This is a genomic window from Pseudomonas sp. ADAK7 (assembly GCF_012935675.1).
Classification (GTDB): Bacteria; Pseudomonadota; Gammaproteobacteria; order Pseudomonadales; family Pseudomonadaceae; genus Aquipseudomonas.
The window spans coordinates 2427052-2449899 of sequence record NZ_CP052861.1; the positions used below are offsets into that span (position 1 = coordinate 2427052).

A 22848-nucleotide genomic window follows, 5' to 3' on the forward strand; every position below is an offset into this window, starting at 1 on the left:
CAAAAGCCTCTCATTTGCTGCAATTGCCCTAGCCTCAGGAACATCCCGGTCAACTCCCGGTCGAAGGGCCGATACCCATTGAGGAAGGTCGGAATGAAGTTATCCGATGGTTTTGACGCACGCCGCTTGCGGCCCAAAGGCCAAAGCAACTGGCGTTTTCGAATCGGCGCAGCGATTGCCGCCCTGCTGGCGATGCTCGGCGTATTGATGACGCTGGCCGGTGTCGGCAGCCTGCTCGGCCACGCGCCCGCCATGGGCGAGTTGAATACCAACAAGGTCGGCGCGGCGGTGATCGCGGTCATTGGCCTGTTGGTGCTGTACATCGGTGTGTGGCTGTGGCGCCGCTGCCGACGTCGCTCGCGCCAGTCGCAAGCGCTGAACATGGCCCCGCACCTGATGAAAAAACACGACTGAATCCTTGGGCTCGGCATCTTGCCGGGCCCAATTGTTATGGATAGCGTCCCGACTTGGGTAAACTGCCCTCCTTCGCGGAGGCTGACATGCAAGACGACGATTTTTCCCTGTTCAAAAGTGCCACTCAAGGCATCAAGCCGATCAAGCACGATCGCGCCGAAACCGGCAAACCCAAAAGCGACCGCGCCCAGATCGCCAAGCTGCGTCAGGCCGCCACCGTGCGCACCGATGCCACCACCGTCGATGGCCTGTCCGATCAGTTCGTGATTGATGTCGGCCCCGAAGACGAGTTGATGTGGGCCCGCGACGGGGTTCAGGAAAGCCAGATCCGCAAACTCAAGATTGGCCAGATCCCGTTCGAAGGCAGCCTCGACCTGCACGGCATGAACGTGGAAAAGGCCCGGGAAACCCTCTGGGCCTTTCTCGCCGAAGCAACCAAATTCGAAATCCGTTGCGTGCGCGTCACCCACGGCAAGGCGGTGCGCCTGGACGGCAAGCGGCCGATGATCAAAAGCCACGTCAACACCTGGCTGCGCCAGCATTCCCAAGTGCTCGGCTTCACCTCGTGCCAGGCCAAACACGGCGGTGCCGGTGCGGTTTATGTGCTGCTCAAACGGACCATGATGGAAGGTCGCGACGAGTAAAGCTGTCGCATCACGCTTGCAGCGCCGTGTTTGCCACCGTACCCTTGCCCTTTGCGAAAAATCCCACAGGTAGTTTCATGTCCCTGGAACAGAATTACACCGCGATTCTCGGCCAATTGGGCGAGGACGTGTCCCGCGAGGGCCTGCTCGACACGCCAAAACGTGCCGCCAAAGCCATGCAGTACCTCTGCCGCGGCTATGAGCAGACACTGGAAGAAGTCACCAACGGTGCCTTGTTCAGCTCCGACAACAGCGAAATGGTGCTGGTCAAGGACATCGAGCTCTACTCGTTGTGCGAACACCACCTGCTGCCGTTCATCGGCAAGGCCCATGTCGCCTATATCCCGAGCGGCAAGGTACTGGGGCTGTCGAAAGTCGCGCGGATCGTCGATATGTACGCCCGCCGCCTGCAGATCCAGGAAAACCTCAGCCGCCAGATCGCCGATGCGGTCCAGCAAGTCACTGGCGCCCTGGGCGTTGCAGTGGTGATCGAGGCCAAGCACATGTGCATGATGATGCGCGGTGTGGAGAAGCAGAACTCGGCGATGATCACTTCGGTGATGCTCGGTGAGTTCCGCGAAAACGCCGCGACTCGCAGCGAGTTTCTCAGCCTGATCAAGTAATCCGCAGCACGAAGAAAACCGGCATTCATCGCCGGTTTTTTTTCGCCTGTGAAAAATCAGGTAAGCTGCGCGCCTTTCTCAATTCCCACCGTGAGGCTTTCAACGTGTTCGTAAAAGCGCTTCGTGTCGGCCTTGGCCAACTGATCATCTTCATCGACTTCATCACCCGCCCGGGCAAGAAACAGCGCCCGGCCGAGGTTCAAGCCCAGGTCAACACGGCTGCCAAGGACCTGACCCTGTACCAGTTCCACGCGTGCCCGTTCTGCGTGAAAACCCGCCGCACCCTGCGCCGCTTGAACGTGCCGGTGGCGCTGCGCGATGCGAAGAACAACGAACAGGATCGCCAGGCATTGCTGGAGCACGGCGGCAAGATCAAGGTGCCGTGCCTGCGCATTGAAGAGAATGGGCAGACCACCTGGATGTATGAGTCCAAGGTGATTATTGATTATCTGGATAAGCGCTTTGCCGCTGCCTGAGGGTTTGGTGGTGTGATGGATGGCCTCTTCGCGGGCAAGCCACCACAAACCTCAGACCAAAAAAACCGGCCCTCAAGCCGGTTTTTTTATGACTTCAGGCTGCCTTCGCCGCCTGGGCCTGTCTCACCACCGCTGCCAACCGCTTGAGCCCTTCATCCAGCCGCGCCGGGTCGATGTGACTGAAGTTCAGCCGCAAATGGCCGGGATTGTTATCCGGATCAGGGAAAAACGGCTCTCCCGGCATAAACGCCACGTCCGCCGCCAGGGCTGTCTTGAGCAAGGTCCGGGTATCCAGCGGTTGCTTGAGCGTCAGCCAGAAAAACAGCCCGCCTTGCGGCACGTTCCAATCCGCCAGATCGGAAAAATGCGTTTCCAGTGCCGATTGGAAGGCATCCCGACGAATCCGATAGAAGTCCCGCAACTCACTCAGGTGCTGCTGGAATTTCTCGGTGCCGATCCATTGCAGCGCCTGCCACTGCCCCACGCGATTGGTGTGCAGGTCCGCCGATTGCTTGAGCCGCAACAAATGCGGAAACAGGTCCGGACTGGCGATCAGATAACCAACCCGCAGGCCCGGGAGCAGGGTTTTCGATACGGTGCCGGTGTAGATCCAACTGGCGGTTTTCAAGCGACTGACAATCGGCGTGGCGCTGGCGCCGTCGAAGGTCAGTTCGCGATAGGGTTCGTCTTCGATCAGCGTGACGCCGAACTCATCGAGCAGCGCCGCCACCGCATCGCGCTTGGCTTCGCTGTAGCGCACCGCAGATGGGTTCTGGAAAGTCGGGATCAGGTAGATAAACGCCGGACGGTGTTTTTCCAGGCGTGCGCGCAATTGCACAAGGTCGGGACCGTCGGCTTCCAGAGGCACGGTGATGCAGTCGGCGCCGAACAGCTGGAAAATCTGCAAGGCCGCGAGATAGGTCGGCGCTTCCAGCAGGATCTCGGTGCCTCTGTCGATATAGAGCTTGGCTGCCAGATCGAGTGTTTGCTGGGAACCGCTGACCACCAAGACCTGGCTCGCCTCACACGGTACGCCCAACGCCCGCGCCTCAGCCGCCAAGGTTTCACGCAGTGCCGGCTCGCCTTCGCTCATGCCGTATTGGCCCATGGACGGCGGCATGTCGGCCCATTCGACTTTCGGCAGCATGGCTTCGGCCGGCAAGCCGCCAGCGAACGACATCACCTCTGGGCGCTGGGCCGCGGCGAGGATTTCACGGATCAAAGAACTTTTAAGGCGCGAGACACGTTCGGAAAAAGCCATGGGGTCACCGGTAGCGAGGCCTGAGGAAAATGAGTCAAACTGATTGACCGAAATTACGACAGCTTGAGCGGATACGTCAATATGCTTGACCTTAAAAACCCAACGACCCAGCAACACGCCATGGAAGCGTTTTTCTTCGGCTACCAAGCGTTCACCGCCAAGGCTGACGAAATGCTTGAGCGTCGCGGCTTGAGCCGAGTGCATCAGCGCATCGTATTTTTCATCGCCCGCTACCCGAACCTGAGCGTGAAGGAATTGCTGGCGTTGCTCGGCGTGAGCAAGCAGGCGTTGAATATTCCGTTGCGTCAGTTGCTGGAAATGCACTTGGTCAACAGCGTGGCGTCAGAGACGGACAAGCGTAAGCGGCTGCTTGAGCTGACGGACGATGGCGCGAAGTTTGAGCAGTCGCTGCGGCGCGAGCAGGTGAAGTTGCTGGAGCGGGTGTTCGCCGAGGCTGGGGAGACGGCGGTGGATGGGTGGCTGGCGGTGAACAAAGCGTTGGGGCAAACCCAAGCGCTCGCGGACTGAACATAACTGATCGTTCCCACGCTCTGCGTGGTAATGCATCCCGCGACGCTCTGCGTCGCCCCCAACAGCGGACGCGGAGCGTCCATGGCGGCATTCCCACGCAGAGCGTGGGAACGATCACTCATAGGCCTGAACGGGCGATATACCCCTATCGCCAAAACTTTCGTCTACAAAATAAAAAACATTATTTGCTTTATTTGTATACAAAAGCATAATCCACTTCGTGCGAGTTCCTGACCAAGCGGTCAACAAATTCGCAAGTGCCTCAAAGGGCCGCTGCCACCCTCATGGGTCCGGCCCTGGAAATAAAAATAAAACTCTTGAGGAGTACTCGCTGTGGAAAGCCGCAAATCCGAAGCCCCGACGCTGGACCTCTCGCCGCCATTACGCAATGGCTGGCTGGAACGCCTCTTCAAACTCAGCTTGCATGGCACCACGGTGAAGACCGAGTTGATTGCCGGTCTGACAACCTTCATCACGATGGCTTACATCATCTTCGTCAACCCGAACATCATGGCTGACGCTGGCATCGATCACGGTGCCGCGTTCGTCGCCACCTGTATCGCTGCTGCGTTGGGCTGCCTGTTGATGGGCCTGTACGCCAACTGGCCGGTCGGCCTGGCGCCGGGCATGGGCCTGAACGCGTTCTTCACCTACACCGTGGTCGGCACCATGGGCTACAACTGGGAAACGGCCCTCGGCGCGGTGTTTGTGTCCGGTGTGTTGTTCATGATCCTGACCTTTTCGAAGATTCGCGAATGGCTGCTCAACAGCATTCCGGTCAGCCTGCGCTACGCCATGGGCGCCGGGGTCGGACTGTTCCTGGGGATCATCGGCCTGAAAACCGCCGGCATCATCGTTGCCAGCCCGGCCACCCTGATCAAGCTCGGTTCCCTGCGCGAACCCGGTCCGCTGCTGGCCGCCATCTGCTTCCTGATGATCGCCGTACTCAGCTACCACAAGGTTTTCGGCGCGATCCTCATCAGCATCATCACTGTGACCGCCGCCGGCTGGGGCCTGGGCCTCGTCCATTACGAAGGCATCATGTCCGCGCCGCCGAGCCTGGCCCCGACCTGGATGGCCATGAATATCGCCGGCGTGTTCAACGTCAGCATGATCAGCGTGGTGCTGGCGTTCCTTTTCGTGCACATGTTCGACACCGCCGGCACCTTGATGGGTGTGGCCCAACGCGCCAACCTGGTGAACGCTGACGGTCGCATCGAAAACCTCTCCCGCGCGATGAAAGCCGACAGCGCCTCCAGCGTTTTCGGGGCGATGGTCGGTGTCCCTCCAGTCACAAGCTATGTGGAAAGTGCCGCGGGTGTCGCCGCGGGTGGTCGGACTGGTCTTACCGCCGTGACCGTAGGTGTGCTATTTATTGCCGCGATGTTCTTCGCACCGCTGGCTGGCATGATTCCGGCTTATGCCACCGCCGGCGCGCTGATTTATGTGGCGATGCTGATGATGAGCGGCATGGCTCACATCGAATGGGATGAAGCGACCGACAGCATTCCGGCGATCGTCACCGCGATCATGATGCCGCTGACCTTTTCGGTCGCCGACGGCATCGCACTGGGCTTTATCACTTATGTGGTGCTGAAGGCCGGCACCGGTAAGTACAAGGAAATTTCCATCAGTCTGTGGGTGCTCTGCGCGATCTTCATCGCCAAGTTCATTTTCTTGTAAGCGGTCATCGTTTCAAACAGCCTCACCCCGTCGGGTGGGGCTTTTGCACATTAGGAGGAAAGTGATGAGTCTGGAAACCTGGCTGCTGTTCAGCGGCGCTGCGCTGGTGGTGATCCTGATCCCGGGGCCGTTGTCTTTGCTGATGATCAGCAACAGTTTGAATTACGGTTTGCGCCGGTCGTACCCGGCGTTTCTGGGTGGGGTGATTGCCTCGATCTGCTTGCTCAGTGCCTCGGCGCTGGGTCTGGGCGCCCTGTTGCTGGCGTCGGAACAGCTGTTCAGCGCGCTGAAGATTGTCGGCGCGCTGTACCTGTTCTACCTCGCCTGGCAGAGCTGGCAGCAATCCCGCCTGCCATCGGTGGGCGCCGAAGTGCCCCAGGCTGCGCCGGTGCCGCGCTTTCGTGCCCTGTTCGGGCGCGCGTTTGTGCTGGGTGCGAGCAATCCGAAGGACATTCTGTTCTTCGCCGCCTTCCTGCCGCAGTTCTTGAGTGCCGAGCAGCCGTTTTTGCCGCAGTTGCTGGTGATGATTGCGACCTGGACCGTGCTGGATCTGCTGTGCAAGTTGGCGTATGGGCTGGGTGCCCATGGTGCGGCGCGGTATTTGCGCACCGGTAAGGGACAGAGTTGGTTTAACCGGATCAGTGCCGGGTTGTTCAGTGGTGCGGGGGCGGCGTCGTTGTTGAGCCGCTAAAAGCTTCGCGGGCAAGCCTCGCTCCTACAGGTTTTGTGTCGTTTAAATAACCGCGACCTGTAGGAGCAAGGCTTGCCCGCGATGGCGTCGGTCCGAACACCACATTTTTCGGGACAAAAAAAAGCCCGCAGTGTGGGCGGGCAAAAGACCAAAGAAGCTTTATGCGCAGATTCTTGGGGGAGTCTAGCTTCCTCTGTAGGTCGAATAGCTGTACGGCGAAATCAGCAGCGGTACATGGTAGTGATCCTGTTCGGCAGAGATGCCAAAGCGCAGCACCACCACGTCCAGGAACGCCGGTTCCGGCAGCTGAACGCCACGGGCGCGGTAGTAATCGCCCGCATGAAACTGAACCTGATAGACCCCGGAGCGGTAGTCATCGCCTTGCAGCAGCGGCGCATCGACACGGCCATCGCTGTTGGTGATCGCACTGGCGACCAATTCCAGTTGCGCGCCTTCAACGCGGTACAACTCGACCTTGATCGAGCTGCCCGGGCAACCGTGTGCAGCGTCTAAAACGTGTGTAGTCAAACGTCCCATTGATTCTGCGCGCCTGCCCGCCTACAGCAGTCAGGCCTCGCGCCTCCCGAAGTCAGTTGAAAAGGAGACCGCACCGTTTCGGAGCACGAAAAGCTGCGGCGAGCGACTGATTAAGACACTTTTCAAAAAAATTGTACACAATAAAAACGACATTTTTACAGCTAACACCGCCACCCCGCCATTCAACGCCAATTTCACCTCGAACCATAAGATCAGCGGACCTCCTATTCATTAGCTGACCAATCAGGCAGGTTTCTTGCAATACCATCGAAAGATGACAGTTCAAGAAAAATGCAGAAATTCAGGCTTACAAATTGAATATAAAGTTGTATACAATCAGCCCATCGCTGTGACGCCAGCCTGTCATCTCATCGCCAGGCCGCCACGCAAACCTGTCAACGAATAAGAAGGAAGACTGCAGTGAGCGCTGACTACCCACGCGACCTGGTCGGTTACGGCAGTAACCCTCCGCACCCACACTGGCCGGGCAATGCCCGCATCGCCCTGTCCTTCGTGCTCAATTACGAGGAAGGTGGCGAGCGCAACATCCTGCACGGCGATAAAGAATCCGAAGCCTTCCTCTCGGAGATGGTCTCGGCGCAGCCGCTGCAAGGCGCGCGCAACATGAGCATGGAATCCCTTTACGAGTATGGCAGCCGTGCCGGCGTCTGGCGGATCCTCAAGTTGTTCAAGGAATTCGACATCCCGCTGACCATCTTCGCCGTCGCGATGGCCGCCCAGCGCCACCCGGACGTGATCCGCGCCATGGTCGAGGCCGGTCACGAGATTTGCAGCCACGGCTATCGCTGGATCGACTACCAGTACATGGACGAAGCCCAGGAACGCGAGCACATGCTCGAAGCGATCCGCATCCTCACCGAGCTCACCGGCGAACGCCCGTTGGGCTGGTACACCGGTCGCACCGGCCCGAACACCCGTCGGCTGGTGATGGAAGAAGGTGGTTTCCTCTACGACTGCGACACCTACGACGACGACCTGCCCTACTGGGAACCGAACAACCCGACCGGCAAGCCGCACCTGGTGATCCCGTACACCCTGGACACCAACGACATGCGCTTCACCCAGGTCCAGGGCTTCAACAAGGGCGACGATTTCTTCGAATACCTCAAAGACGCGTTCGACGTGCTGTACGCCGAAGGTGCCGAGGCGCCGAAGATGCTCTCGATCGGCCTGCACTGCCGCTTGATCGGCCGTCCGGCGCGTCTGGCCTCGCTCAAGCGCTTTATCGAATACGCTAAAAGTCATGAACAGGTGTGGTTCAGCCGTCGCGTCGACATCGCTCGCCACTGGCACGAAACCCACCCGTACCAAGGGGCTGCCCAATGAGCACCTTTCAAACCGTCAAACCATCGAGCCTGAGCCGCGACGCGTTTGTCGCCGCTTTCGCCGATATCTACGAACATTCGCCATGGGTGGCCGAGAAGGCCTTCGACCTGGGCCAGGACGCCTCGATCAACGAGATCGAAACCCTGCACCAGCGCATGAGCGACATATTGTTGAGCGCTGATCACCAAAGCCAACTGGCCCTGATCAACGCTCACCCGGACCTGGCCGGCAAAGCTGCCGTCCAGGGCCAACTGACCGAAGCCAGCACCAATGAACAGGCTGGCGCCGGTATTCACCAATGCACGGCCGAAGAGTTTCAACGCTTCACCGAGCTGAACGACGCCTACAAAGCCAAGTTCAAGTTTCCCTTCATCATGGCGGTAAAAGGCAGCAACCGGCATCAGATCCTCGCGGCGTTCGAAACGCGCATTCACAATTCGCAAGACACCGAGTTCAAATGCGCGCTGGCGGAGATCAACAAGATCGCCCTGTTCCGATTACTGACCCTATAGCGATCCTGGCCCGAGAAACCTCATGAACGCTTGCGTTTCCCAGGGCCCCGAGAGCATCCCAAGCCAACTAATTAAAGGCAGACAAGAAGAATGAAAGCTTACGCCGTACCTTTCGAGAAGTTCGTCAACCTGGCCGACGCCCGCCTGGGCACCAAAATCATCTCGGTCACCGATGACTGGTTCGCTGATGCCAACCGCTTGTTCCAGCCGACCCCGGCCCTATGGAAAGAAGGCGTGTTCGATGACAACGGCAAGTGGATGGACGGCTGGGAATCGCGCCGCAAGCGCTTCGAAGGCTATGACAGCGCCGTGATCCGCCTGGGCGTACCGGGTTCGATCAAAGGCGTGGACATCGACACTTCATTCTTCACCGGCAACTTCCCACCGTCAGCCTCCCTGGAAGCCTGTTTCCTGGCTGAAGGCGAACCGACCGAAAACACCCAGTGGGTTGAAGTGCTGTCGGCTGTCGAGCTGCAAGGCAACAGCCATCACTTCCACGAAATCAATAACGACCAGGCCTTCAGCCACCTGCGTTTCAACATCTACCCGGATGGCGGCGTAGCGCGTCTGCGTGTGTACGGCGTGCCGCACCGCGACTGGTCCGCTGTGGGCGACAACGAGCAGATCGACCTGGCCGCAGCCCTCAACGGTGGCCGCGCCCTCGCCTGCTCCGACGAACACTTCGGCCGCATGAGCAACATCCTCAACCCGGGCCGTGGCATCAACATGGGCGACGGCTGGGAAACTGCGCGTCGTCGCACGCCGGGCAATGACTGGGTCATCGTCGCGCTGGGTCATGCCGGCGAAGTCGAGAAAGTCATCGTCGACACCCTGCACTTCAAAGGCAACTACCCGGACACTTGCTCCATTCAAGGTGCATTCGTGAAGGGTGGCACCGACAGCCAGATCGAAACCCAATCGCTGTTCTGGCGCGAACTGCTGCCGGCGCAGAAACTGGAAATGCACGCCGAACACACCTTCGCCGAGCAGATCAAGGCGCTGGGGCCGATCACCCACATCCGCTTGAATGTGTTCCCGGATGGTGGTGTGAGTCGCCTGCGCGTATTGGGCAAGGTCGCGAAATAACACCCGATCGTTCCCACGCTCTGCGTGGGAATGCATCACCGGACGCTCTGCGTCCGCTTTGGATGTGACGCGGAGCGTCACGGGCTGCATTCCTACGCAGAGCGTGGGAACGATCAACAGAACTCAACGAAAAGAAGACCAGCATGCGCACACTGACGATTGAACCGCTGACCAAAGAAGCTTTCGCCCCTTTCGGTGACGTGATCGAAACCGACGGCAGCGATCACTTCATGATCAACAATGGTTCGACCATGCGCTTTCATAAACTGGCGACGGTGCAAACCGCCACGCCAGAAGACAACGCGATCATCAGCATCTTCCGCGCCGACGCGCAGGACATGCCGCTGACCGTCAGCATGCTGGAGCGTCACCCGCTGGGCAGCCAGGCTTTCATCCCGCTGCTCGGCAACCCCTTTCTGATCGTGGTCGCGCCACTTGGCGATGAACCTGTATCAGGCTTGGTCCGCGCCTTCGTCACCAACGGCAGGCAGGGCATTAATTACCATCGCGGCGTTTGGCACCATCCGGTGCTGACGATCGAAAAGCGGGATGACTTCCTGGTGGTTGATCGCAGTGGCACAGGCAATAACTGCGATGAGCATTTTTTCAAAGAGGATGAGCGTTTGATCCTTGCCCCCCACCAATAAGAGAAGGTCTGATCACTCGACAACAGAGTGACAGGCGAGAGGTAAAGACTGTGGAAGCACATCTGTTGGAATGGCTGAACCTGAGCGTGCGCTGGGTTCACATGATTACTGGCGTGGCCTGGATCGGTGCGTCGTTCTATTTCGTCTGGCTGGAAAACAACCTCAATCGGGTCAACCCGAAAAGTGGTCTGGCGGGCGATCTGTGGGCGATCCACGGCGGCGGTATCTATCACCTGGAAAAATACAAACTGGCTCCACCGACCATGCCGGACAACCTGCACTGGTTCAAATGGGAAGCCTACTTCACCTGGCTGTCGGGGATCGCGCTGCTGTGCGTGGTGTTCTACTCCAACCCGACGTTGTACCTGCTGGCACCGGGCAGCAGCCTGACCGGCCCTGAAGGGGTTGCCCTGGGTATCGCCTCGTTGTTCGTCGGCTGGTTCGTCTACTCCTTCCTCTGCGACTCGGCTCTGGGCAAACGCCCTGCCCTGCTCGGCTTTATCCTGTTCGTGCTGATCATCGGCGCGGCCTACGGCTTCAGCAAAGTGTTCAGCGGCCGTGGTGCGTACCTGCACGTCGGCGCGATCATCGGCACCATCATGGTCGGCAACGTGTTCCGCATCATCATGCCGGCGCAACGCGCGCTGGTGGCGGCGATTGCCGAGAACCGCACGCCGGATCCGGCGCTGCCGGCCAAAGGTTTGCTGCGTTCGCGTCATAACAACTACTTCACCTTGCCGGTGCTGTTCATCATGATCAGCAACCACTTCCCGAGCACCTACGGCAGCCAATACAACTGGCTGATCCTGGCCGGGATCGCGGTGCTGGCGGTGTTGGTGCGTCATTACTTCAACACCCGTCACGACAGCCACAAGTTCGCCTGGACCCTGCCGGTCGCGGCCGTCGGCATGATCTGCCTGGCCTACGTGACGGGCCCGGCGCAAATGCCGAGCGCACCGGAAGTGGCCAAGGCCCCTGGCACCATCGAGTACCAGCCGTTGCCGGAAACCGCCCTCGGCGGTGGTGCCAAGCCTGCTGAAGCCAAACCTGCCGCGCCTGCTGCTGCACCGGCCCAAGCATCGAACCAGGGCCCGGCGTTCGACAAGGTGCACAGCGTGATTCAGGAACGCTGCGCCGTGTGCCACTCGGCCAAACCCACCAGCCCGCTGTTCAGTGCAGCACCGGCCGGTGTGATGTTCGACACCCCGCAACAAATCCAGCAATTGGCCCCGCGGATCCAGGCGCAAGCCGTCGCCAGCCAGATCATGCCACTGGGCAACATCACACAGATGACCCAGCAGGAACGTGACCTGATTGGTGCGTGGATCAACCAGGGAGCCCAGACCAATTAAGCGACACAAAAGCCTGTGACAAGCAGGCTTTTGTGGCGAGGGAGCTTGCTCCCGCTGGGTCGCGAAGCGGCCCCCGCTTTTCTCCGAGAAAAAAGGGGACTGCTGCGCAGTCCAGCGGGAGCAAGCTCCCTCGCCACAGGTTTGCCTGCTGCAAAAATCACAAGAATAAAAAAGATCCGAGGTGTTGCATGTCCGAGCTATCCGAAGCGCGCATCCCCGACGCACCCGCCATTCAGCGTTTGCCCCTTTTGCAACTGATCCTGGTCGGTCTGCAACATGTACTGCTGATGTACGGCGGCGCCATCGCGGTTCCGCTGATCATCGGACAGGCCGCTGGCCTGAATCGTGAAGAAATCGCCTTCCTGATCAACGCCGACCTGCTGGTGGCCGGCATCGCCACCATCGTGCAATCCCTGGGCATCGGTCCGATGGGCATTCGCATGCCGGTGATGATGGGCGCCAGTTTCGCCGCGGTCGGCAGTATGGTGGCCATGGCCGGCATGCCTGGGATCGGCTTGCAGGGGATCTTCGGCGCGACCATCGCCGCCGGGTTCTTCGGCATGCTCATCGCGCCGTTCATGTCCAAAGTCGTGCGCTTCTTCCCGCCACTGGTGACCGGCACGGTCATCACCTCGATCGGTTTGTCGCTGTTCCCCGTCGCCGTGAACTGGGCCGGCGGTGGTACCGGCGCCGCTCAATTCGGCTCGCCGATTTACCTGGCCATTGCCGCGTTGGTGCTGGCCACGATTCTGCTGGTCCACCGCTTCATGCGCGGTTTCTGGGTCAATATTTCCGTGCTGATCGGCATGTGCCTGGGCTACATGCTCTGTGGCGTGATCGGCATGGTTGATCTGAGCGGCATGGCCCAGGCACCGTGGGTGCAGATCGTCACTCCGCTGCACTTCGGCATGCCGAAATTCGAACTCGCACCGATCCTGTCGATGTGCCTGGTGGTGGTGATTATCTTCGTCGAGTCCACCGGGATGTTCCTCGCCCTGGGCAAGATCACCGACCGTGAAGTCTGCCCCCGGATGTTGCGTCGCGGTCTGCTGTGTGACGCCGCTGCCTCGTTCTTCGCCGGGTTCTTCAACACCTTCACCCACTCCTCCTTCGCGCAGAACATCGGCCTGGTGCAGATGACCGGCGTGCGCTGCCGCTCGGTGACCATCGTCGCCGGTGGCTTGCTGGTGGTGCTCAGCCTGCTGCCGAAAGCGGCGTTCCTGGTGGCGTCGATTCCCCCGGCGGTCCTCGGCGGCGCGGCGATTGCGATGTTCGGCATGGTCGCGGCGACCGGGATCAAGATCCTGCAAGAAGCCGACATCGGTGACCGTCGCAACCAGTTGCTGGTGGCAGTGAGCATCGGCATGGGCCTGATCCCGGTGGTGCGTCCGGAGTTCTTCGCGCACCTGCCCTTGTGGATGAGCCCGATCACCCACAGCGGCATCGCCATGGCGACCCTGAGTGCCCTGTCCTTGAACCTGCTGTTCAACATTCTCGGTGGTAAAGAGCGCGCAGCCATCAACGACTGCGCCGCCCACCCGCACTGATCGAAACCTGTGAAATGGCTGCCCTGTGGCAGCCAGCAACTGCCTGCGCCTCAACAATAAAAACAAGAGGAAGCACCAGATGGTTTTTACCCCCTCAAGCCTGTCGTTTTGCGACGCCAGGCCACCCGCCGCCAACCGTGCCCCAAACCTGTCGTCGGTGCGCTGTTGCGGGGCACTTGAGACCTGGCCAAGGAGTCAGTATTCTCCGCGGCCGCCCGAATCCGGTCTAAAAAAAAGCCCGGATTTAATTCCTGACCAGAAAGCCAACTTACCCCGGCACTGGACGGTAGCAAGGCATTCAGAAATCTCCCGTAATCGACTGTTTTCGAACAGCCGAACGGGAGTTTTTTGGCTTTTCGAAAGCCTTGGCTCAGCTCTTGCTAACAGCACTAAAGCTGACCGAATGGATGAATTTTCAAAGCTGCAAAGAAAGGCGCCACACCAGAGCGCCGACCTAAGAAAAAAAACGTGGAACCACCTACTTTTTGGGAGCAACCGAATGAAACGTACGTGCACCAGCCTGATGCTCGCGGGATCCTTGCTGGCCGGGGGCCAGGCGATAGCCGGCGACTTGCTGCAATGGCAGAACAACAGCCTGACCTACCTGTATGGCAAGGACTTCAAGGTCAACCCGCACATTCAGCAAACCGTCACTTTCGAGCACGCTGATGGCTGGAAATATGGGGATAACTTCTTCTTCGTCGACAAGATCTTCTACAACGGCGACAAGGACTTCAACGTCGGCCCGAACACCTACTACGGTGAGTTCAGCCCGCGTATTTCCCTGGGCAAGGTGCTCGACCAGAAGATCGAGTTCGGCCCGATCAAGGACGTGCTGCTGGCGATGACGTACGAGTTCGGTGAAGGCGATACCGAGTCTTACCTGATCGGTCCAGGCTTCGACCTGGCGATTCCCGGTTTCGACTACTTCCAGCTGAACTTCTACCAGCGTCAAACCGAAGGCCCGCGCGCCGGTGACAACGTCTGGCAGATCACCCCGGTCTGGTCCTACACCATTCCGGTCGGCGACTCGAACATCCTGATCGATGGTTTCATGGACTGGGTGGTCGACAACGACTCCAACTCCCATGGCGACTACCACGCCAACCTGCACTTCAACCCACAGGTCAAATACGACTTGGGCAAGGCGCTGAATTTCGGCGAGAAGCAGTTGTACGTCGGTGTGGAATACGACTACTGGAAGAACAAGTACGGGATCGACGACACCCGTGCGTTCACCACCAATCAGAACGTGACGAGCTTCCTGGTGAAGTTCCACTTCTGATGAGCTGAAGACAAGAGACTGCAGCTGCTACCTGCCACGTGCGCATCCGGGGTGGGTGGGGGTTGTGGTCTTTTGTTTGTGTGGCGTCTGGAAGGACGTCTTCGCGGGCAAGCCTCGCGCCTACAGGTTTTGTGTCGTTCACAGAATTGGCGAACGACACCACCTGTAGGAGCGAGGCTTGCCCGCGAAGGCCGCACCGCCAATCTCAAGCGGCGACCACGGGCTCCGCCAACCCCAAAAACCGGCACAACTCCTCGCGCTTGGCCAACGCATCCCGCCGCCCGAGATCAATCAACTCGCTGCAATACCCCGCCTCGAACAGCAGATAACTCAACACCCCCGCCCCGCTGGTCTTGGTCGCTCCCGGCCCGCGCAGGAACAGGCGCAATGCTGCCGGCAATTCCTGACGATGCCGCGCGGCAATCTCATCAATCGGCTGGCTCGGCGAAATCACCAGCACTTCCACCGGCGCCACGCCCAGGGCACGGGTCGGCGTGCCGTCGGGCATCAAGTGGCTGAATTGATTCAGACGCTGCAACAGTTCGATATCGCTTTCCAGGCTGTCAATGAACGTGCTGTTGAGCATGTGCCCGCCGATCTGCGCCAGGGTCGGCTGCTGGCCGGTGTAGGCCCGTTGCAGCGGTTGCTCCGGGTCGACCCCGCGCGGGTTGCCGCTGACGCCCACCACCAGCACCCTGCTGGCGCCCAGGTGCAAGGCCGGGCTGATCGGTGCCGACTGCCGCACCGCGCCATCGCCGAAAAACTCCTCGCCGATTTTCACCGGGGCAAACAACAAGGGGATCGCCGAACTGGCGAGCAAGTGGTCAACCGTCAATTGCGTCGGCACGCCAATCCGCCGATGGCGTAACCAGGCGTCGATGGTGCCGCCGCCCTGATAGAAGGTCACTGCCTGGCCGGACTCGTAGCCAAACGCGGTCACTGCAACCGCCTGCAACTGCTTTTGCGCGATGGCCTCAGCGATGCCGTTCATCTGCAATTTGTCGTTGAGCAAGCCGCGCAGCGGCGAACTGTTGAGCAACGCCACCGGTACCTGGGCGCCGATGCCGAGCAAACTGTGGCTGACAAAGCGGCTGGCCTGGTGGATCACGCCGGGCCAGTCGCTGCGCAACACCAGATGACTGCGGAAACCTTGCCAGAAGGCGGTCAGGCGCTCGATGGCGCCACGAAAGTCCATCGCCCCACTGGCGAGGCTGACGGCGTTGATCGCCCCGGCCGAGGTGCCGACGATCACCGGGAACGGATTGTCCGCGCCCGGCGGCAGCAATTCGGCAATCGCCGCCAGCACGCCCACCTGATACGCCGCCCGAGCCCCGCCGCCGGAAAGAATCAACCCTGTAACCGGTTCAGCTGGGCGCATCGCAACACTCCATGGTGCTTAAGGGGATCGGCGGTTCAACCGCGTTTTGCGTAGAGTTTCGGCTCGCCCGGCGGACGGCTCTTGAAGCGGCGATGGGCCCAGAGGTATTGCTCCGGGCAATCGCGCAAGGCGCCTTCGACCCATTGATTAATGCGCAGGCAATCGGCCTCTTCGGTTTCACCGGGGAAACCTTCGAGCGGCGCGTGGATCACCAGCCGATAACCGCTGCCATCCGCCAATCGCTCTTGAGTGAACGGTACGACCAGCGCCTTGCCCAACCGCGCAAACTTGCTGGTGGCAGTGACAGTCGCCGCCTGAATCCCGAACAGCGGCACGAAGATACTTTGCTTGGCGCCGTAGTCCTGATCCGGTGCGTACCAGATCGCCCGGCCGGCCCGCAGCAGCTTGAGCATGCCGCGCACGTCGTCGCGTTCTACCGCCAGGGAATCGAGGTTGTGCCGTTCGCGGCCGCGGCGCTGGATGTAGTCGAACAACGGGTTCTTGTGTTCGCGGTACATGCCATCAATGGTGTGCTGCTGACCGAGCAACGCTGCGCCGATTTCCAGCGTGGTGAAATGCAGCGCCATCAGAATCACGCCCTTGCCGTCGCGCTGGGCTTTTTTCAGATGCTCCAGGCCTTCGACGTGGGCCAGTCTGGCCAGACGCTTGCGCGACCACCACCAACTCATGGCCATTTCGAAGAAAGCGATGCCGGTGGAGGCGAAGTTTTCCTTGAGCAGGCGCTTGCGCTCGGTCGGGGATTTTTCCGGGAAACACAGCTCAAGATTGCGCTTGGCGATGCGCCGTCGGTCGCCCGCCACTCGGTACATCAAGGCACCCAGGAGGCGGCCGACTCGCAGCAATGCCGGATACGGCAACTGGACAATCAGCCACAACAGCCCCAGCCCGCACCACAGCGGCCAGAAACGTGGAGAAAGAAAGGCGGGACGAAAACGCGGGCGATCCATTAAAGCTTCCGGAAAGACGATGGCCGCGCATTCTACATCGTTCGACCCGGCTTGCGGCCTGCGGGCGTTCTCGTTATAAGTCTCGGCACTTTTAGTGACAAGCCGTTGTATGCCGACCATGAGCCAAACCGAACCGCTAGACCAAGATCCTGTGTTCCAGTTGAAGGGCAGCATGCTCGCCATTACGGTGCTGGAACTGGCCCGTAACGACCTCGAGAACCTCGATCGACAACTGGCCGCCAAGGTTGCCCAGGCGCCGAATTTCTTCAGCAATGCACCGCTGGTGCTGGCCCTGGACAAACTCCCGGCCAGCGAAGGCGCCGTCGATTTGCCGGGCCTGATGCGCGTGTGCCGTTCCCACGGCCTGCGCACCCTGGCCATCCGCGCCAGCCGCATCGAGGACATCGCCGCCGCCATCGCCGTCGACCTGCCGGTGCTGCCACCGTCCGGTGCCCGCGAGCGGCCGCTGGACCCGAACGAAGGCGTCGTGGTGAAAAAACCGGAAAAACCACCGGAACCGACGATCAAACCGACCAAGGTAATCACTTCGCCAGTACGTGGTGGCCAACAAATATATGCCCAAGGTGGCGATTTGGTCATCGTTTCGTCGGTCAGCCCGGGGGCGGAACTTCTCGCCGATGGGAACATCCATGTATACGGCCCGATGCGCGGTCGTGCGCTGGCCGGGGTCAAGGGCGACACCAAAGCGCGGATTTTCTGCCAGCAGATGAGCGCCGAACTGCTCTCCATCGCCGGCCACTACAAGGTTTCCGAGGATCTGCGGCGCGATCCGTTGTGGGGCTCGGGCGTACAAGTCAGCCTGTCGGGCGACGTGTTGAACATCATTCGGCTTTAACGGATACTGCCGCATTTTCCAAGCATCTCTAAAACGTAGCGAAAACGGCTCAAACGAAGTAGGAAAAAGGCCAAACGCAGTGTTTACCGCCGGTAAATGCCGCCCAAAACCAAATTCCAGCCAAGGCTGTCCGACTGCAGTAGTTTTTCAAGAGATGTTTTTCAGGGGCTAAAAGTCCTTTTTCCTTAGGGGTGAAACACCTTGGCCAAGATTCTCGTGGTTACATCCGGCAAGGGTGGTGTGGGTAAGACCACCACCAGCGCCGCTATCGGTACCGGCCTCGCACTGCGCGGTCACAAAACAGTAATCGTCGACTTCGACGTCGGTTTGCGTAACCTCGACCTGATCATGGGTTGCGAACGTCGCGTGGTGTATGACTTCGTCAACGTGGTCAACGGCGAAGCCAACCTGCAACAAGCCCTGATCAAAGACAAGCGCCTGGAAAACCTCTACGTACTGGCCGCCAGTCAGACCCGCGATAAAGACGCGCTGACCGTCGAAGGCGTGGAAAAAGTCCTGATGGCGCTGAAAGAAGACTTCGACTTCGTGGTCTGCGACTCCCCGGCCGGCATCGAGAAAGGTGCTCACCTGGCCATGTACTTCGCTGATGAAGCGATTATCGTGACCAACCCGGAAGTCTCCTCGGTACGTGACTCGGACCGCATGCTCGGCCTGCTGGCCAGCAAGTCCCGTCGCGCCGAACGTGGCGAAGACCCGATCAAGGAACACCTGCTGTTGACCCGCTACAACCCGCAACGCGTCAGCGACGGCGAAATGCTCGGCGTCGAAGACGTGAAGGAAATTCTGGCCGTGACCCTGCTGGGCGTCATTCCGGAATCCCAGGCGGTGCTGAAAGCCTCCAACTCGGGCGTGCCCGTGATTCTCGACGACCAGAGCGATGCCGGTCAGGCATACGGCGATGCGGTCGACCGCCTCCTTGGCAAAGAAAAGGAACATCGTTTCCTCGATGTGACGAAGAAAGGCTTCTTCGAGCGCCTGTTTGGAGGTAAATAATGAATCTTTTTGACTTCTTTCGTGCCAGTAAAAAGGTCAGTACCGCGTCGGTAGCGAAAGAGCGTCTACAGATCATCGTGGCGCATGAACGCGGCCAGCGCAGTACCCCGGATTACCTGCCAGCCTTGCAGAAGGAACTGGTGGAAGTGATCCGCAAGTACGTCAATATCGGGTCCGATGACGTGCACGTCGCCCTGGAAAACCAGGGTAGCTGCTCGATTCTGGAACTCAATATCACCCTGCCAGATCGCTAGTCGAACCGGCGGGAGCCACGGCGGCTCAGACCTGCGCTCCTACACGGGGTGCGGGGTTCTGAGCCGCCGTTGGCGTTTGTTACGAGGCTGTTTTAATGCCGTTGTCCAACGTCCACATCATCCATCAGGACGACGCCGTTCTGGTGGTGAACAAACCGACCCTGTTGCTCTCCGTCCCTGGCCGGGCCGATGACAACAAGGATTGCCTGATCACCCGCCTGCAGGAAAACGGCTACCCGGAAGCGCGGATCGTCCATCGCCTGGACTGGGAAACCTCCGGCATCATCCTGCTGGCCCGTGACCCGGATACCCATCGTGAACTGTCTCGGCAGTTTCACGACCGCGAAACCGAAAAGGCCTACACCGCGCTGGCCTGGGGTCAACCGGAACTGGACAGCGGCAGCATCGACCTGCCCCTGCGCTACGATCCGCCGACCAAGCCGCGGCATGTGGTGGACCACGAATTCGGCAAGAACGCCCTGACCTTCTGGCGCGTGCTTGAGCGCTGTGGCGACTGGTGCCGTGTCGAGCTGACGCCGATCACCGGCCGCTCCCACCAGTTGCGCGTGCACATGTTGTCCATCGGCCATCCGCTGCTGGGTGACGGGCTCTACGCCCACGAGCAGGCCCTCGCTGCCTGGCCGCGCCTGTGTTTGCACGCGAGCATGCTCAGCTTCACCCATCCTCAAACTGGCGAACGCTTGCGTTTCGAGTGTCCGGCGCCGTTCTAAGCACTGCCTGACAAGCAGTCGCCCGCTTTAAAACATAAGGATACCCATCCGGATGCGTTGTACCGATTCCCTGGCAACACCCGTCAAGAAAACCCGTCACCAATTGCTTTACCTGATCTACGGCCACCAGGACGTTTACCGCCGCGAAGCCAAGTTCAGCATTTTGACCGCACTGTCCCACGCCAAAAATGGCGAATGTCCCAGCATCAGAATCCTCACGGACCGACCCGAGGACTATGCTGGCTGGCCTGTCGAAACCGTGTTTTTGAGTCAGGAAACCCTGGCCCAATGGCAGGGTGAAAACGGCTATCACCACCGCCGCAAGGCCTGCGCGATTGCCGCCGGCCTGAAGCTTGCGCAAAAGACCCTGTTCGTCGATACCGACACGCTGTTCACCAGCGACCCGAACCGGATCTTCAGCCAGATTCAGCCTGGCCAATACCTCATGGATCGCTTCGAATACGACTGGCATTACGTCTGCGATCGCCCGGAATACCAGAAGCTCGGCGAGTGCCTCGACGCCCACGGCATCACCCCGGACAACGGTTTCAAGCTGTACAACAGCGGCCTGTGCGGCGTGACCGACCGCGACGGAGCGCTGTTCGACGAATCCATCCGGTTGATCGACGACTGGACCCGGGATGGTTTCGACATCCACACCATCGAGCAGATTGCGTTGTCGTTCGCGATGCGCGACAAGCTCGTGGCTGAAGCGAAAAAGTACATCTATCACTACTTCGCGGAAAAACGTTTCTTCCATGCGATGGTCGGCTATTTCTTCTCCCGGCATGGCGAACAGTTCAGCCAGGAGCTGGTAGAGCTTTGCCGTGACGTGCCGCGGGTCAAACCGTTTCCATCGGCCTGGCAGCGGCTGAAAATCAAATGGAAGTTACGCCACCAGAACGGCGCGCTGCGCAAGGTCGGTCGCGACCTGCTGTATGGCAGCGCTGCACCTGAAGGCCCGTACTACTCGGCCTGCCGCCATGAATGGTGGGAATGTGCCTCGCGGGAAATCCTGCGCTGGGACAAGAACAGTCAGAAAAAGCTGTTGAACGCCCGCAGTCGCTGGCCGGAGGCTCTGCCCAAACCGGAAAAGTCCGAAGATGAACGGGTGATCATGCAGTACCTGAAAAAACGGGTCGAAGCCGCCGGCTGACGTCGCCGACACACGTCATGCCCAAAGCCCCAGGCCAATACGTTAAACTCCCGCCCATTGCTGTCTGGAGTTTCTTATGCGCGAAGAGTTGAACCAAGGCCTGATCGACTTCCTCAAGGCCTCCCCTACCCCGTTTCATGCCACTGCCAGCCTTGTTCAGCGCCTGGAAGCGGCCGGTTTTTCGCGTCTTGACGAGCGTGAGCCGTGGGCTGTCGAAACCAGCGGTCGTTACTACGTCACCCGTAACGACTCGTCGATTGTCGCGTTCAAGATGGGCCGTCACTCGCCCCTGCACGGCGGCATCCGCCTGGTCGGCGCCCACACCGACAGCCCGTGCCTGCGGGTCAAGCCGCAGCCTGAACTGCAACGCCAGGGTTTCTGGCAGCTTGGTGTCGAAGTCTATGGCGGCGCGTTGCTGGCGCCGTGGTTCGACCGTGACCTGTCCCTGGCCGGCCGCGTGACCTTCCGCCGCGACGGCAAGGTCGAGAGCCAGTTGATCGATTTCAAGGCGCCCATCGCTACGATCCCGAACCTGGCCATTCACCTCAACCGTGAAGCCAACATGGGTTGGGCGATCAACGCACAAACCGAGTTGCCGCCGATCCTCGCGCAATTCGCCGGTGACGAGCGCGTGGACTTCCGCGCCGTGCTCACCGACCAACTCGCCCGCGAACACGGCCTCAACGCCGACGTGGTGCTCGACTACGAGCTGAGCTTCTACGACACCCAAAGTGCCGCGGTGATTGGCCTGCATGGCGACTTCATTGCCGGTGCGCGCCTGGACAACCTGCTGTCGTGCTACGCCGGCCTGCAAGCGTTGCTGACCACCGAAACCGACGAAACCTGCGTGCTGGTGGCCAACGATCACGAAGAAGTCGGTTCCTGCTCGGCCTGCGGCGCCGATGGCCCGATGCTCGAGCAGACGCTGCGTCGTCTGCTGCCTGAGGGTGATGAGTTCGTGCGCACCATTCAGAAATCCCTGCTGGTCTCGGCGGACAACGCCCACGGCGTGCACCCGAACTACGCCGACAAGCACGACGTCAACCACGGCCCGAAACTCAACGCCGGCCCGGTGATCAAGGTCAACAGCAACCAGCGCTACGCCACCAACAGCGAAACCGCCGGGTTCTTCCGCCATCTGTGCATGGCCGAAGAAGTGCCGGTGCAGAGCTTCGTGGTGCGCAGCGACATGGGCTGTGGCTCGACCATCGGCCCGATCACCGCCAGCCACCTGGGCGTGCGCACCGTGGACATCGGCCTGCCGACGTTCGCCATGCACTCGATCCGCGAACTGTGCGGCAGCCACGACCTGGCCCACCTGGTCAAAGTGCTGAGCGCGTTCTACGCGTGCCGCGAGTTGCCATAAACCCGATGGTATGAGGGACATCTGTGGCGAGGGAGCTTGCTCCCGCTCGGCTGCGAAGCAGTCGTAAATTCAGCTAACGCGATCTGTCAGACGGAAAACATTGGATGGTTTTGGGGCTGCTTCGCAGCCCAGCGGGAGCAAGCTCCCTCGCCACAAGTGATTCAATTCTGGTACACCGCCCCAGCGGTCGCCGAAAAGCCACCTAGACTTTAAACATCCCCAACGACAAGGCAGTCGCCATGATCTCGATGTCCTCGTTCCACGCCATGCTCATCCCCATTCTCGCCGGCATGATCATGCTGGCCATCGGCTTCAATTTCCGTGACAAGAACGCTGGCGTGTTCGCCATGTGGCTCGGCATGCTGTTGATCCTCGCCACCGTGGTTTACAAGATCCTCGCCAAACTCAACGAATAAAACTGCGCGCCCGGCTCGCATTGATTTTGACGGGCTCGTACACTCGGCCGATCCGCTCTTCCCGAGGTTGACC

Annotated in this window: 25 protein-coding genes; 21 read left to right on the forward strand and 4 right to left on the reverse strand. The window is 60.0% G+C overall.

Annotated elements, in window-relative coordinates; genetic code table 11:
* The first annotated feature begins 93 nt into the window (after positions 1-93).
* From HKK53_RS11300 to HKK53_RS11315, 4 genes are all read left to right on the forward strand, one after another.
* Positions 94-414: a hypothetical protein gene (locus HKK53_RS11300; protein ID WP_169370892.1), complete on the forward strand. Its 321-nt coding sequence runs from the start codon at positions 94-96 to the stop codon at positions 412-414.
* Positions 415-500: 86 nt separating this feature from the next.
* The gene (locus tag HKK53_RS11305; protein ID WP_133836618.1) at positions 501-1058 is read left to right on the forward strand and encodes a Smr/MutS family protein; all 558 of its coding nucleotides are present in this window, start codon (positions 501-503) and stop codon (positions 1056-1058) included.
* Positions 1059-1135: 77 nt separating this feature from the next.
* Positions 1136-1681, forward strand: a complete 546-nt coding sequence (gene folE, locus HKK53_RS11310; RefSeq protein ID WP_169370893.1) for a GTP cyclohydrolase I FolE — start codon at positions 1136-1138, stop codon at positions 1679-1681.
* A gap of 104 nt (positions 1682-1785) precedes the next feature.
* Positions 1786-2157 (forward strand): glutathione S-transferase N-terminal domain-containing protein, encoded by a 372-nt coding sequence (locus HKK53_RS11315; protein ID WP_111448999.1) that lies wholly within the window; start codon positions 1786-1788, stop codon positions 2155-2157.
* A gap of 94 nt (positions 2158-2251) precedes the next feature.
* Here HKK53_RS11315 and HKK53_RS11320 read toward each other — a convergent pair whose 3' ends face one another.
* A complete protein-coding gene (locus HKK53_RS11320; RefSeq protein WP_169370894.1) occupies positions 2252-3418 on the reverse strand; it encodes an aminotransferase-like domain-containing protein in 1167 nt (388 codons plus the stop codon).
* Positions 3419-3499: 81 nt separating this feature from the next.
* Here HKK53_RS11320 and HKK53_RS11325 point away from each other — a divergent pair, with 81 nt between their 5' ends.
* The 3 genes from HKK53_RS11325 to HKK53_RS11335 all read left to right on the forward strand — a co-directional run bounded on the left by HKK53_RS11325 (position 3500) and on the right by HKK53_RS11335 (position 6323).
* Positions 3500-3946, forward strand: coding sequence for a MarR family winged helix-turn-helix transcriptional regulator (locus HKK53_RS11325; RefSeq protein WP_169370895.1), 447 nt, complete (start codon positions 3500-3502; stop codon positions 3944-3946).
* Between the two features lie 336 nt (positions 3947-4282).
* A complete protein-coding gene (locus tag HKK53_RS11330; protein ID WP_149656896.1) occupies positions 4283-5632 on the forward strand; it encodes an NCS2 family permease in 1350 nt (449 codons plus the stop codon).
* Positions 5633-5696: 64 nt separating this feature from the next.
* Positions 5697-6323, forward strand: coding sequence for a LysE family translocator (locus HKK53_RS11335; protein ID WP_163909162.1), 627 nt, complete (start codon positions 5697-5699; stop codon positions 6321-6323).
* Positions 6324-6506: 183 nt separating this feature from the next.
* Here HKK53_RS11335 and uraH read toward each other — a convergent pair whose 3' ends face one another.
* Positions 6507-6860: a hydroxyisourate hydrolase gene (gene uraH / locus HKK53_RS11340; RefSeq protein WP_169370896.1), complete on the reverse strand. Its 354-nt coding sequence runs from the start codon at positions 6858-6860 to the stop codon at positions 6507-6509.
* 420 nt (positions 6861-7280) lie between these two features.
* On the opposite strand from uraH, the gene puuE reads away from it, so the two are divergent.
* The 7 genes from puuE to HKK53_RS11375 all read left to right on the forward strand — a co-directional run bounded on the left by puuE (position 7281) and on the right by HKK53_RS11375 (position 14636).
* Entirely contained in the window at positions 7281-8207 is a 927-nt protein-coding gene (puuE, locus tag HKK53_RS11345; protein ID WP_169370897.1) for an allantoinase PuuE, read from the forward strand.
* Entirely contained in the window at positions 8204-8719 is a 516-nt protein-coding gene (uraD, locus tag HKK53_RS11350; protein WP_169370898.1) for a 2-oxo-4-hydroxy-4-carboxy-5-ureidoimidazoline decarboxylase, read from the forward strand. Before puuE ends, uraD begins: the two co-directional genes overlap by 4 nt.
* 90 nt (positions 8720-8809) lie before the next feature.
* Positions 8810-9805, forward strand: a complete 996-nt coding sequence (gene alc, locus HKK53_RS11355) for an allantoicase (RefSeq protein WP_169370899.1) — start codon at positions 8810-8812, stop codon at positions 9803-9805.
* Positions 9806-9948: 143 nt separating this feature from the next.
* Complete coding sequence (locus HKK53_RS11360; protein WP_010456681.1) at positions 9949-10452, forward strand: ureidoglycolate lyase; 504 nt, start codon at positions 9949-9951, stop codon at positions 10450-10452.
* A 50-nt stretch (positions 10453-10502) separates the two neighbouring features.
* Positions 10503-11804 carry a urate hydroxylase PuuD gene (locus HKK53_RS11365; RefSeq protein WP_169370900.1) on the forward strand — a complete coding sequence of 434 codons (1302 nt, stop codon included), beginning with the start codon at positions 10503-10505 and terminating at the stop codon, positions 11802-11804.
* A gap of 188 nt (positions 11805-11992) precedes the next feature.
* Positions 11993-13351, forward strand: coding sequence for a nucleobase:cation symporter-2 family protein (locus HKK53_RS11370; protein WP_169370901.1), 1359 nt, complete (start codon positions 11993-11995; stop codon positions 13349-13351).
* Positions 13352-13850: 499 nt separating this feature from the next.
* A complete protein-coding gene (locus HKK53_RS11375) occupies positions 13851-14636 on the forward strand; it encodes an outer membrane protein OmpK (protein WP_169370902.1) in 786 nt (261 codons plus the stop codon).
* Positions 14637-14841: 205 nt separating this feature from the next.
* Here HKK53_RS11375 and HKK53_RS11380 read toward each other — a convergent pair whose 3' ends face one another.
* Together HKK53_RS11380 and HKK53_RS11385 are read right to left on the reverse strand one after the other, a co-directional pair.
* Entirely contained in the window at positions 14842-16014 is a 1173-nt protein-coding gene (locus tag HKK53_RS11380) for a patatin-like phospholipase family protein (protein ID WP_169370903.1), read from the reverse strand.
* A gap of 35 nt (positions 16015-16049) precedes the next feature.
* Positions 16050-16982: a lipid A biosynthesis lauroyl acyltransferase gene (locus HKK53_RS11385; protein ID WP_169370904.1), complete on the reverse strand. Its 933-nt coding sequence runs from the start codon at positions 16980-16982 to the stop codon at positions 16050-16052.
* A 118-nt stretch (positions 16983-17100) separates the two neighbouring features.
* Here HKK53_RS11385 and minC point away from each other — a divergent pair, with 118 nt between their 5' ends.
* The 7 genes from minC to HKK53_RS11420 all read left to right on the forward strand — a co-directional run bounded on the left by minC (position 17101) and on the right by HKK53_RS11420 (position 22775).
* Positions 17101-17838 carry a septum site-determining protein MinC gene (minC, locus tag HKK53_RS11390; protein WP_149656903.1) on the forward strand — a complete coding sequence of 246 codons (738 nt, stop codon included), beginning with the start codon at positions 17101-17103 and terminating at the stop codon, positions 17836-17838.
* A gap of 201 nt (positions 17839-18039) precedes the next feature.
* Positions 18040-18852, forward strand: coding sequence for a septum site-determining protein MinD (minD, locus tag HKK53_RS11395; protein WP_054049606.1), 813 nt, complete (start codon positions 18040-18042; stop codon positions 18850-18852).
* Positions 18852-19106 (forward strand): cell division topological specificity factor MinE, encoded by a 255-nt coding sequence (minE, locus tag HKK53_RS11400; RefSeq protein WP_007898843.1) that lies wholly within the window; start codon positions 18852-18854, stop codon positions 19104-19106. The genes minD and minE overlap by 1 nt, the downstream gene beginning before the upstream one ends.
* 95 nt (positions 19107-19201) lie before the next feature.
* On the forward strand, positions 19202-19837 hold the full coding sequence (locus tag HKK53_RS11405) for an RluA family pseudouridine synthase (protein ID WP_133836605.1): 636 nt from the start codon (positions 19202-19204) through the stop codon (positions 19835-19837).
* A 52-nt stretch (positions 19838-19889) separates the two neighbouring features.
* On the forward strand, positions 19890-20993 hold the full coding sequence (locus HKK53_RS11410) for a hypothetical protein (protein WP_169370905.1): 1104 nt from the start codon (positions 19890-19892) through the stop codon (positions 20991-20993).
* A 76-nt stretch (positions 20994-21069) separates the two neighbouring features.
* Positions 21070-22359 carry a M18 family aminopeptidase gene (locus tag HKK53_RS11415; RefSeq protein ID WP_169370906.1) on the forward strand — a complete coding sequence of 430 codons (1290 nt, stop codon included), beginning with the start codon at positions 21070-21072 and terminating at the stop codon, positions 22357-22359.
* A 239-nt stretch (positions 22360-22598) separates the two neighbouring features.
* Positions 22599-22775, forward strand: coding sequence for a hypothetical protein (locus tag HKK53_RS11420; protein WP_169370907.1), 177 nt, complete (start codon positions 22599-22601; stop codon positions 22773-22775).
* Positions 22776-22848: the final 73 nt, after the last annotated feature.

What these genes read in the sequence shown, in the direction of transcription:
- HKK53_RS11300 (WP_169370892.1), top strand. Translation starts at nt 94, where the DNA reads ATGAAGTTATCCGATGGTTTTGACGCACGCCGCTTGCGGCCCAAAGGC.
- HKK53_RS11305 (WP_133836618.1), top strand. Translation starts at nt 501, where the DNA reads ATGCAAGACGACGATTTTTCCCTGTTCAAAAGTGCCACTCAAGGCATC.
- folE (WP_169370893.1), top strand. Translation starts at nt 1,136, where the DNA reads ATGTCCCTGGAACAGAATTACACCGCGATTCTCGGCCAATTGGGCGAG.
- HKK53_RS11320 (WP_169370894.1), bottom strand. Translation starts at nt 3,418, where the DNA reads ATGGCTTTTTCCGAACGTGTCTCGCGCCTTAAAAGTTCTTTGATCCGT.
- HKK53_RS11325 (WP_169370895.1), top strand. Translation starts at nt 3,500, where the DNA reads ATGCTTGACCTTAAAAACCCAACGACCCAGCAACACGCCATGGAAGCG.
- HKK53_RS11335 (WP_163909162.1), top strand. Translation starts at nt 5,697, where the DNA reads ATGAGTCTGGAAACCTGGCTGCTGTTCAGCGGCGCTGCGCTGGTGGTG.
- uraH (WP_169370896.1), bottom strand. Translation starts at nt 6,860, where the DNA reads ATGGGACGTTTGACTACACACGTTTTAGACGCTGCACACGGTTGCCCG.
- uraD (WP_169370898.1), top strand. Translation starts at nt 8,204, where the DNA reads ATGAGCACCTTTCAAACCGTCAAACCATCGAGCCTGAGCCGCGACGCG.
- alc (WP_169370899.1), top strand. Translation starts at nt 8,810, where the DNA reads ATGAAAGCTTACGCCGTACCTTTCGAGAAGTTCGTCAACCTGGCCGAC.
- HKK53_RS11360 (WP_010456681.1), top strand. Translation starts at nt 9,949, where the DNA reads ATGCGCACACTGACGATTGAACCGCTGACCAAAGAAGCTTTCGCCCCT.
- HKK53_RS11370 (WP_169370901.1), top strand. Translation starts at nt 11,993, where the DNA reads ATGTCCGAGCTATCCGAAGCGCGCATCCCCGACGCACCCGCCATTCAG.
- HKK53_RS11375 (WP_169370902.1), top strand. Translation starts at nt 13,851, where the DNA reads ATGAAACGTACGTGCACCAGCCTGATGCTCGCGGGATCCTTGCTGGCC.
- HKK53_RS11380 (WP_169370903.1), bottom strand. Translation starts at nt 16,014, where the DNA reads ATGCGCCCAGCTGAACCGGTTACAGGGTTGATTCTTTCCGGCGGCGGG.
- HKK53_RS11385 (WP_169370904.1), bottom strand. Translation starts at nt 16,982, where the DNA reads ATGGATCGCCCGCGTTTTCGTCCCGCCTTTCTTTCTCCACGTTTCTGG.
- minC (WP_149656903.1), top strand. Translation starts at nt 17,101, where the DNA reads ATGAGCCAAACCGAACCGCTAGACCAAGATCCTGTGTTCCAGTTGAAG.
- minE (WP_007898843.1), top strand. Translation starts at nt 18,852, where the DNA reads ATGAATCTTTTTGACTTCTTTCGTGCCAGTAAAAAGGTCAGTACCGCG.
- HKK53_RS11405 (WP_133836605.1), top strand. Translation starts at nt 19,202, where the DNA reads ATGCCGTTGTCCAACGTCCACATCATCCATCAGGACGACGCCGTTCTG.
- HKK53_RS11410 (WP_169370905.1), top strand. Translation starts at nt 19,890, where the DNA reads ATGCGTTGTACCGATTCCCTGGCAACACCCGTCAAGAAAACCCGTCAC.
- HKK53_RS11415 (WP_169370906.1), top strand. Translation starts at nt 21,070, where the DNA reads ATGCGCGAAGAGTTGAACCAAGGCCTGATCGACTTCCTCAAGGCCTCC.
- HKK53_RS11420 (WP_169370907.1), top strand. Translation starts at nt 22,599, where the DNA reads ATGATCTCGATGTCCTCGTTCCACGCCATGCTCATCCCCATTCTCGCC.